General features: G+C 30.8%; 8 protein-coding genes, 6 tRNA genes and 2 pseudogenes. 11 read left to right on the top strand and 5 right to left on the bottom strand.

The features are described from left to right. Position 1 precedes the first annotated feature (1 nt). From N8L39_RS08925 to N8L39_RS08895, 7 genes are all read left to right on the top strand, one after another. Positions 2–74, top strand: a tRNA-Phe gene (locus N8L39_RS08925). 12 nt (positions 75–86) lie between these two features. Continuing rightward, positions 87–167, top strand: a tRNA-Tyr gene (locus N8L39_RS08920). Positions 168–171: 4 nt separating this feature from the next. Then, positions 172–242: transfer RNA gene (locus N8L39_RS08915), tRNA-Trp, on the top strand. A gap of 14 nt (positions 243–256) precedes the next feature. Next, positions 257–329, top strand: a tRNA-His gene (locus tag N8L39_RS08910). A gap of 13 nt (positions 330–342) precedes the next feature. Then, positions 343–414, top strand: a tRNA-Gln gene (locus N8L39_RS08905). A gap of 9 nt (positions 415–423) precedes the next feature. Next, positions 424–507 (top strand) — tRNA-Leu (locus N8L39_RS08900). A 165-nt stretch (positions 508–672) separates the two neighbouring features. After that, entirely contained in the window at positions 673–816 is a 144-nt protein-coding gene (locus tag N8L39_RS08895) for a hypothetical protein (RefSeq protein ID WP_261010754.1), read from the top strand. An 884-nt stretch (positions 817–1,700) separates the two neighbouring features. On the opposite strand, the pseudogene N8L39_RS08890 reads toward N8L39_RS08895, so the two are convergent. The 5 genes and pseudogenes from N8L39_RS08890 to N8L39_RS08870 form a co-directional block, all read right to left on the bottom strand. Beyond that, positions 1,701–2,834, bottom strand: a pseudogene (locus tag N8L39_RS08890) (tyrosine-type recombinase/integrase). 3 nt (positions 2,835–2,837) lie between these two features. Further along, positions 2,838–3,032, bottom strand: a complete 195-nt coding sequence (locus tag N8L39_RS08885) for a DUF3173 domain-containing protein (protein ID WP_153224482.1) — start codon at positions 3,030–3,032, stop codon at positions 2,838–2,840. 59 nt (positions 3,033–3,091) lie between these two features. Then, complete coding sequence (locus N8L39_RS08880) at positions 3,092–3,478, bottom strand: hypothetical protein (protein WP_261010753.1); 387 nt, start codon at positions 3,476–3,478, stop codon at positions 3,092–3,094. Between the two features lie 2 nt (positions 3,479–3,480). Then, positions 3,481–4,098: pseudogene (locus N8L39_RS08875) on the bottom strand (replication initiation factor domain-containing protein); the annotation flags it as partial. Between the two features lie 75 nt (positions 4,099–4,173). Then, positions 4,174–6,042, bottom strand: coding sequence for a hypothetical protein (locus N8L39_RS08870; protein ID WP_261010751.1), 1,869 nt, complete (start codon positions 6,040–6,042; stop codon positions 4,174–4,176). A gap of 389 nt (positions 6,043–6,431) precedes the next feature. Here N8L39_RS08870 and N8L39_RS08865 point away from each other — a divergent pair, with 389 nt between their 5' ends. The 4 genes from N8L39_RS08865 to N8L39_RS08850 all read left to right on the top strand — a co-directional run bounded on the left by N8L39_RS08865 (position 6,432) and on the right by N8L39_RS08850 (position 9,887). Continuing rightward, on the top strand, positions 6,432–7,121 hold the full coding sequence (locus tag N8L39_RS08865; RefSeq protein ID WP_261010750.1) for a hypothetical protein: 690 nt from the start codon (positions 6,432–6,434) through the stop codon (positions 7,119–7,121). Next, positions 7,118–7,927, top strand: coding sequence for an Nmad3 family putative nucleotide modification protein (locus N8L39_RS08860; RefSeq protein WP_261010749.1), 810 nt, complete (start codon positions 7,118–7,120; stop codon positions 7,925–7,927). The genes N8L39_RS08865 and N8L39_RS08860 overlap by 4 nt, the downstream gene beginning before the upstream one ends. Before the next feature lie 39 nt (positions 7,928–7,966). Next, positions 7,967–8,164: a hypothetical protein gene (locus N8L39_RS08855; protein WP_084871953.1), complete on the top strand. Its 198-nt coding sequence runs from the start codon at positions 7,967–7,969 to the stop codon at positions 8,162–8,164. Positions 8,165–8,609: 445 nt separating this feature from the next. After that, on the top strand, positions 8,610–9,887 hold the full coding sequence (locus tag N8L39_RS08850) for a glutamate-cysteine ligase family protein (protein ID WP_261010748.1): 1,278 nt from the start codon (positions 8,610–8,612) through the stop codon (positions 9,885–9,887). Positions 9,888–9,943 lie beyond the last annotated feature (56 nt).

The following is a 9,943-nucleotide window of genomic DNA, read 5'->3' as shown; positions in this document are numbered from 1 at the left end:
AGGCTCGGTAGCTCAGTTGGTAGAGCAATGGATTGAAGCTCCATGTGTCGGCGGTTCGATTCCGTCTCGCGCCATTTATATATTTTGGAAGGGTAGCGAAGAGGCTAAACGCGGCGGACTGTAAATCCGCTCCTTCGGGTTCGGGGGTTCGAATCCCTCCCCTTCCATTTTACGGGCATAGTTTAAAGGTAGAACTAAGGTCTCCAAAACCTTCAGTGTGGGTTCAATTCCTACTGCCCGTGTTAATAGAATTATGGCGGGTGTGGTGAAGTGGTTAACACACCAGATTGTGGCTCTGGCATGCGTGGGTTCGATCCCCATCACTCGCCTATTTTATATTATTGGGGTATAGCCAAGCGGTAAGGCAAGGGACTTTGACTCCCTCATGCGTTGGTTCGAATCCAGCTACCCCAGTTACTATTTGCCGGCGTGGCGGAATTGGCAGACGCGCTGGACTCAAAATCCAGTGTCCGCAAGGACGTGCCGGTTCGACCCCGGCCGCCGGTATAGTAATAAAGACAAGGTTTTTTGACCTTGTTTTTTTTCTTTCAGAGTTACTTAAACATTTTTTTTGCTAAATTCAGAAGTAATTATTTAACATATTCTGTATTAAACTTGATTCGTTTAATATAAAAATATACAATAGATATATACTATTCTAGGAGAGATTTCATGTTATACAATCAAGAAAACTATTCAATGCTTGAAGTTGAAGAAGTAAAAAGAGATATTAAATTTTTAGCGAAAGAAAAGTCAAAACTTGTTAAACTTGATTTTAGTAAGCAAGAGGATATTGAAAATTTTTTTGATGATTAATATTGTCTTCTAAACATTGATTTTTTTATATAAAGGACGGCAAGTAAAAATCAATTTTTATTAGTATATAAATTTTCTACTTAAAATTTTTAATTTTTTGTTTTCTTACCTCCTATTTCACATTTTATGCTTTTAATTACTTTTTTATATTGTTTTGATTAGTTTTTTATTGTAAAATAGTTATGTAGGTGGTAGGGTGGGATGTCTAGAGGAAGTCGGATGCTATTGGTGTTTTAGTTGATTATATCTCTTGATTAACTACTGTGGAAATATTTTTGCTTACCCATTTTTTCATAGTGTGAGGGCTCCTGGAAAGGAGTTGCTATGAATTTTAAGAAAATGCAGTCTTTTTGCCGGATGATTGTCAAATTTTCTTGGCCAATTTTAGCCAAAATTATTGCCCATTATATTATAAAAGCTATTGATTTATTCTTCAATTAGCATTCTGGGCTAAAAATTTAAGAATTATCACGCAGAGCAGGGTAGGGCTCTGTTTTTTTTTAACAAAAAACCCCGCCCGGTGGACGAGGAAAGAAAACTATTTGTAGACATAAATTTTATATAAATTAGTTATAATAAATACTAGATAGTTTTTTATCAAGTAATATCATAAAAATTTTACACTTAACACTTGTAAGCGTATAGTTTAACTAAAGTCTATTCTGTATTAGATACAGATATTAAAAATTAATTTTATGTGATTATTAAGTATAATCAAATTAATTTATTTATCGTTAATTCTCCTATTTTATTTTTTTAAAGCCTACTTTTTATTGCCTTCTTATTTGGATTTGCAATGAATTATTCCTGCAATCTTTTTGCCAATTAGAATATATCATATTTTAGTATAATAGTCCACTATATTCTTAGAAAATTTACGTTTTTTATAAAAGATTGTCTAGCTTTTCTGCTAAATCTTTTTGTTTACTTGGATATAAGTGGGAGTACGTATCAATTGTTGTAGTTATAGAAGCATGTCCTAATCTCTCTTTCACAATTAAGTAATCTTCGCCTTGATTTATTAAAAGAGAAGCGTGAGAGTGTCTAAAATCATGAATTCTTATTTTCTTTAAAGAACTATCTCTAGATAGAATTTTTTTATATTGTTTTTCAATAGAATTTTTTGTTAGAGTGATTGGACTATCCTGAAAAATTTGGAGTTTCTCAGTATCAGTTGAAAATTCTCTTAGTCTTTCGTTCTGTTCTGTTTTCCATTCTTCTAGTGTTTCTATAAGCTTTTTATTAATAATGATTCTTCTAGTACCGGATTTTGTCTTTGTAGAACTAATGTGTTCTTCACCTTTATTCACGTACATTGACTTACTAACATGTATTGTACTTGTAAAAAATTCAATATCTTTCCAAGTAAGTGCGAGCGCTTCTCCAAGTCGTAAGCCAGTAAAGAAAAGTACTGTAAATAGTAATTCAAGATTATATTCGTCATCTTTGAATAGAGAAAGAAAATGTTTAAATTCTTTAACTGTCCAAAATTGCATTTTTCTTTTTTCTATCGGTAATTTTTTTTAATAAACCTACCGGATGTTCCTTGTAATATCCTTTTCTTAATCCGACATCTAGTATTTTCTTTAATAGAACTATGATTTTATTAATAGTATTTGGACTTAATTTTTTCTCAGAATTTCTAGCATTCTTTTCTCTTAAATCTTCTCGAAATTGATAGATATCTTCATAAGTGAGTTTTGAAACATCATAAACTTTTGAGAAGTAATCTTTTATATGCTTGTTGTAGTTATTTTCTTGTGTATCGATATAACTCTTTTTTCTATTATTTATTTTATCTTCTTCTTTTAATAGCTTATAAAGATTATCTATTGTTACTTTTGAACCGAAGCTTTTTTCCTTTAGTTCTACACTTCTTAAATACTGTTAGCTTACAGAGCCTCCCTTTTCGTTTTAAAGCCTTTTCTAACTATTCTACGTTGTTTAAGCGTGACAGCATTAATACCATTCGAAACATCGACAATCCAAGAACCATCTTTATTTTTACGAATAGCCATATTCTATGCTTCTTTCTGCAGTTCCAGTCCTAGAAGTTCTTCTGCAATAGTTGCTGGAATAGTACCGATTCGTTTATTGTTATAGATAGAAAAGCCACGATTGACTAGTAGTACTTTCCCAGTATGTATAATTTTTCTTGCGGTACCAGGGCTGAATCCAAGTTCAATCAAATCATCTTTTGTTACGGTTTTAATCATTGGTTCTCCTTTGATAATTTTATAAATTAAGGGGAGTTCTTACTCCCCTAGCCATTGAATTATTTTTGCTTATTATTTACCAAATGAATAGCATCAGCCTTATAATACATCGTTTTGCTAATCATTGAAGCTCGAAGATTTTCAAATGTAACAGATACTTCATCCATTGCTTGAATATAATCATTATCAACTAGTGGTTCAGGATTGTCAACGGATACTTGTGTTGATTTCTTCTTAAATGGTCCATCTTTGATAGTAATATTATATTTCCAACCAACAATCTTTTGGGTATTAAATCGTCTTTCGCTTCCATCACTATTTTTGATAATCTCGCCATTTTCATCGGCTCTGACTTCTGTTTCAAATTTTGGAAGTACCTCATCTAATTCAAATTTCGTTCCGATGTTATCAAAATTCCAGTCATTTTGTGATAGCATTTTTGCCATGTTTAATTTCTCCTTTTTATGTTATCCTTAATTTTTGGTATTAAATCTTCTCTTTTGAAGGATATTACCCTTTCTATGAGTTGACTTGCTAACTCTGGAGGAAACTCCAAAGCTTCTAATTTTTCAAAGTTCTCTTTCTCTTGTTCAAATAGTAATCCATTTTCATAGAGAAACTTATATGCTCTTAGAATGGCTCCAGAACCTTTAAAGACAAACCAATCTAACTTTTTTTCTAGTTCTGTCTTTGATTTTGAAATAGTAATAGTAACCGGAGTTGACGAACCTAAGAATTTTTCCCAAGACCTCAGACGTTTTGTAAAGTAACTATCAGTATAAAACTTCACTTTATCCTTTAGATATCCCTTTGTAAAGTTTAGAAGGTCTATTTCGGAATTGAGCCATTCTTGAATAAAGTAGTGGGATTTCTCTTTTCGTAGTTCTAACTCAGTTCTTATCCAATTTTCGATAAATCTCTTGCTGACACCGAGCTTAGAAGCTCGTTCTAAGCGTTTATCATATATTCTAAGTCTTTTATCATCATTAGGTTTTCTTAAATATAAGGTCTGCCCTGTTTTCTCATCTCCGTATGTAATGTAGTAGTTACTCTTACCATAACTGTAACTAAAAAATGGCCTTATCAAGAAGATAAGGCTATTTTTCTTTTACTCAACTTAATAGTTCATTAGAATTTAGTATCACTTATAAGAGTGTTTTAAAGTTGTATAGTACTCCAATTCATCATTGATTCTCATCACATAAAAAATGACAATCTGAAGTAACTCTAAATAATTTTGTAAATGTTCTTCTTCTTTTTTATATCCAAATTTACCATGAGAAAATTTATTTCTTATCTTTAAGCCGTTACCATATTTTTTATCATCCAAAATATAAGATAAATAATTACTTTCATATTCAGAAAGAAGATTATCTGAATATTCACAATACCCTTTCTTACAAAGGTCTTCTGCAATATCTAGTATCAATTTATCTTTATAGTATAGGCAATAAGTACCTGACTTCCATAATTTATTCAAAATGTTAATTTCTTGGAAATTTGTAAATTTTATAACATCATTTGATAGTTTTAAAATATTCTTTTCTATTAGAATTTTTATTTGTTCTACCTGATAATCAGCAAAATCTGTAATCTTTACACCATCTATTATATGTTTAAAGAAGGTTTTGTTGTCATTTTTTGATGAAATGAAGCCAAGTAGACTTTGTTCAGAAAAAAGCGCAGAGAACAATATAGAATTATCAGGAGTGTTGTTCAATTTGATAAATTTTTTCTCATTGAATGATTTTAATGAAGCATAAGAGGAGGCTTTAGATTTAATCTCTAATAAATCTTGGTTGATTTCTCCATTTCTAACAAATAGTTCGTATTGGTCTAAGATACTATCCATTTCACAAATTATCGATTTTCCTCTTTCGTAATAAGAAGATTCTTTATTGGAAGCATGGAAATGAAAACCTTTTATATCTAACTCTGTTTCAAGGTAAATATTGAAATACCATTCTATTATCTCTTCGACATCAATTTCATTTTGTTTTAAGTAATCAAAATATGCCTGAAATAACAAATTGTGACAAAATTTTAATTGAGGAAAATAAGAATCATAATGAGCATTTGATTTGTGAGAAAAGTAACGAGTGAAACTGAATGTTTCTTCATTCGCAACTAGCCAAGGTAATCCCGATTCATGATTAAAGAAGCCAAGTAAATAAATATAATTATTTAGTAATGTCGGAAAATCATGATGTTCATCTAGTATAATTTTATTTAAAAGAATACCATTCTTAATAGGCTCATATAATTTATCAGAATCTAAAGACTTGATGCCAACTGATATAGAGTATTGGAACCCTTCATTAGTTTCAAAATGTTTTTCCCAAAATTTATCACTTTTTCTTTTAGCTAAAAGCTTAATCTCATCATCAAACTCATATTTGCTTAATTTTTTATACTCAACAATTGATTGTAAATAGTTGGGGTTAATACTATCTGTCTGACAATATTCTCTTGCTAGATTATTTATCTCTTCATTTGTGATACCTAATTTAATGTATAAACCATTAGAATCTGTGAATTTTCCTGATTGATGATTCAAGAAAAATTCTATATTTCTGGACAGAGAGAGAAAATTTTCTTTGATAACTTGCGGAAATAGGTCAATCAGTTTTGTAACATTTTTAAGATTTATTGTCGGGATATTATATTTTTTAATGTATGATTCAAACTGACTAACATCATCTTTATTAATTTTTCCTAAGAATAGTACTAACTCCCAGAATATGTCTTTATAAAAAATATCAATGCTATCATAGTCTATTTCAAAAATGGTAATTGGGAAATTCTTGGATATATCGTTATGAAATTTTGAAATTAGATGTTTGAATTTAGAAAATTCATTTTCTTTTTTAATTAATTTCAGGATTAAATAGGTTTCTATTAAATTATTAATTTCAGTTGAAGGTCTATAAGTTTCAATGTAGTTCAGAGCTATATCGTATTGATATGGCTCTATTACATTGTTAGAAGTATGAAATCTTTGGTTTGACATATACGTGGCATTCCTTTCTATTAATTAGGTCTTTATACCATCGACGATTTTTGTTAAATCATAATTTCCCATATCCGCTTTAGTATTATAATGATGAGCTTGTAGGATATAGTTACTTAATGTTAGTATACCATTAAATTATTTATAAGATATTTTTAGTGTCAGAGAACATCAAATTGAGACTTCTCTTCAGTTACCAAAAAGTTACTAAAATTTGGAAAATTGCTCTATTTTGTGAAAACTAAAGACTTTAAAACCTTATTAAATCAAGGTTTTAAGTTTCAAAAAAAGTGGGAATTGAACCCAAAATCCCTTTCTTCAAAAAAGTATTTTTGATATACTATATTTAATTAGAATACAAAAAATTTTGGAGATAAGGAGATAAAAAAGTGGATAAACAAACTATTTTTTACTGCTATAGAATGACTCATGATTATGGTATCAATCCTTGTGTTTTTACAGAAAATTATGATACAACCTCCCATCTTCTTACCGAAGGAGGGTGTATGCTTCAGTTAAGAAGGAATATTAAAAAGAACTGGGCGGATAAAATAAATTCTAAGTCTGTAGATGCTTACATAATGGCTGTAGCAGGGCATTCAAATGATGGGAAAAAATGGAGAGATGATCAAGGAATGTTTATCACTCCAAAATATAATCATCTAATTTTTGTTGCTAAAATTAGTGAAATTTTAACAATGAAAGAATATTTGCTATCTCCAAAATCTAATAATAGAAGAGATACTTATACTTATCAATGGCTGATTGAAAAGAATGGATTAAACCAATCAAATTTTATGAATGAAATAGTGATTCTTGCAGACCGTTTTAATTATTTTGGTAAGTCTCCACTTAAAATTCCTAAAGAAATTTTAGACTTTTTTCCGATGGGGGAACGAGCAAGAATGAATGGGAAACCATTTCCAAGATGGAACGCTAAAAATGGATTTTATAATTCAGAAGAGAGATTTACTGATGTGTTAGAATTAATAGAATTTGCTGAAACTATACTAGGTTCACAAAACAAAGTAATGGATTTGCCCTATCATCCATTCTTTATACGAGGAAAAGAATTGTGAAAATAATTTTATCAAGAAAGGGATTTGATTCATCCAATGGTTCCATCCCGAGTCCTATATTACCTGACGGGACGTTACTTTCGTTGCCAATACCTGCCAAGTTTGATAGTATCTCTTTTGACGACTTAAACTATAACGGAGTATTATTTTCAGATATCTTAAGACAACTAAAAGGGAAAGAAGATAAAACAAATCATTATAATTGTCATCTTGATCCAGATATAAGAGAAAATCTTAGGAATACTCCTGTTTCTAACTGGAGAGCAGCATTTGGTCAAATTAAAAGCTCACAGGGATTATTAAGAAATCAAAATGTTTCTATCGGGGATCTTTTTCTATTTTTCGGATGGTTTAGACAAACCGAAGGAGATATTTACAACGGAACATTGCATTTTCAAAAAGATGCCCCGGATCTAAATATCATTTATGGTTATTTGCAAATTGGTAATATGATGAATGATAAAGAATCTCTGCAAAGTATGTATCCATTTCATCCTCATTCTTGCGACCATATGAGTAATTTGCAATCAAATATGCTTTATATCCCAAGTGAAAACTTATCATTTTTACCTCAAGAAAAAGGATATGGAACTTTTAATTTTCACGATGACAGAGTATTAACAATGAATGGTAAATCAAGAAGTGTATGGAAAGAGATACCAGCGCTTATGCCTGAAAATATAAATGGGAATCATAAAAATTCTGCTAAAGATTGTGGTTTAAAATATTCTGGGATATGGCAAGAAAAAGTTTTGTTAGAAAATGAATTATCAAATTCTTGGGCTAAAGAGTTATTTTTGTTATAATAAGAAAAAACACTTACCTTAATTAAAGGAGAAAATAAAATGATTACATTAACTGTTGAAAAAGATTGGACTGGAAAATATACGTTTATCGTTTCAAATGGATTTGATAGTCAAAGCTTAACACCAGGAACATATGTTTCTGATTTTCAAATTGACCAAGCTAAACAAAATATTCAGTATGCCGGAAGTATTGATGATGGTATTAGAGTAGTAAAAAATGCTTTAGGAATTATCTAAAAGAAAAATATTAGAGTCATTTATACAAAAACTAGACCTAATTTATGTCTAGTCTGTTAATATTTCATATAACTCAAATAATCGTACGAGTGTCTTGAATACCTCTGGATGAATATAATCTGTTGGGACATATTGTCTATTCTCTGATGATGCTCTTAGAACGATAAGATATGGAGTGTTACCAAAAAGTTACTAAAATTTGAAAAGTGAGTCTATTTTACAAGATTCAAAAGGCTTAAAACCCTATTAAATCAAGCTTGTAAGATTTAAATAATATAGTTATGGAACTCAAAATCCAGTGTCCGCAAGGACGTGCCGGTTCGACCCCGGCCGCCGGTATAGTATAGAGTTAAGGAACGTTGTAAATCTTCGTTCCTTTTTATATTATTTTTGGTATAATAATAGTTATTCAAATTTTATTTAGATTATGAAAGTGTAGGGAAGTATGTCTCGTTCTATCGATTTATTAAAACATCGGTATTTAAAAAATATTAAAGAAAATCCTGAATTGTTTGTCGGGATTGAGCTGGAATATCCTGTTGTAAACTTGGAAGGGGATGCTACAGATGTTGAAGTTATCAAGTATTTATTCCGATATTTAGTTTCTGCTTTTGATTTTACTGTCGAAAAGGTAGATGATTTTGGGACTCCTATTCAGTTAGTAGATCCAGTAAGTCAAGATGCTATTTTATTTGAAGTTTCCTATACTACGATTGAGTTTGCGTTTGGTAAGGCTGAAACGATACAAGAAGTTGAAGAACGTTTTAATATTTATATGGAGGCAATTCAGAAGAAGTTAGCTGAATCAAATCATGCTATTGTTGGCTGTGGTATTCATCCCAACTGGGATAAAAATGAGAATTGTCCAGTGGCTTATCCACGCTATCAGATGTTGATGGATTATTTGAATATGAGTAGAAATGTTGCTAAATCAGACTTACATCATTTCCCTGAATATGGTGCTTTTATCTGTGGGAGTCAGGTACAGCTGGATGTTTCAAAGTCTAACTACTTACGAGTGATTAATGCTTTTACCCAAATTGAAGCGGCTAAGGCTTATTTATTTGCAAACTCTGAGTTTACAGGTGCGGATTGGGATACAAAAATCTCAAGAGATATTTTCTGGGAAGAATCTATGCATGGTATCTATCCAGAGAATGTTGGTGTCAATGCTAGCCTCTTTAAAGATGAGGATGATTTTTTTGATTATCTAGATCATTCTGCAATTTTTACTGCGGAACGTGATGAACAAACCTTTTATTTTTATCCCATTCAGGCTAGGGACTATTTGGCTACACCTGAAATCCAAGCATATGCACTTAATGGGGATGAGATTATTATTTATCCTCAAGAGAAGGATTTTGAAACCCATCGTAGTTATCAGTACCAAGACTTAACGACTCGCGGAACAGTTGAGTTTCGTAGTGTGTGTACTCAACCTCTAGATAGAACCTTCGCTTCAGCAGCTTTTCACTTAGGATTGTTGGTTAATTTAGATAAGTTAGAAGCTTACTTAGAAACAGCACCTTTCTTTAAAGAATTTGGGCGAAATTATAAGTTTTTAAGACGACAATTTTCTAAGAAGAAGCTTACAGATGAGGAAGAGACTGCGATTATTGAAATTTCCAAAGACTTACTCATGCTAGCTGAGGAAGGACTGGAGATGAGAAATAAGCAAGAAATGACCTACTTACAGCCTTTGAAAGAAGAATTGAGTCTATAATTTCTCTTATAAAAGGAGAATTTTCTGAAAAATCATGATATAATGGATGAGACTAT

The organism is Streptococcus mitis, assembly GCF_946190285.1.
GTDB classification, from domain to species: Bacteria; Bacillota; Bacilli; order Lactobacillales; family Streptococcaceae; genus Streptococcus; species Streptococcus mitis_CP.
This window is presented reverse-complemented; position numbering and strand designations above follow the sequence as displayed.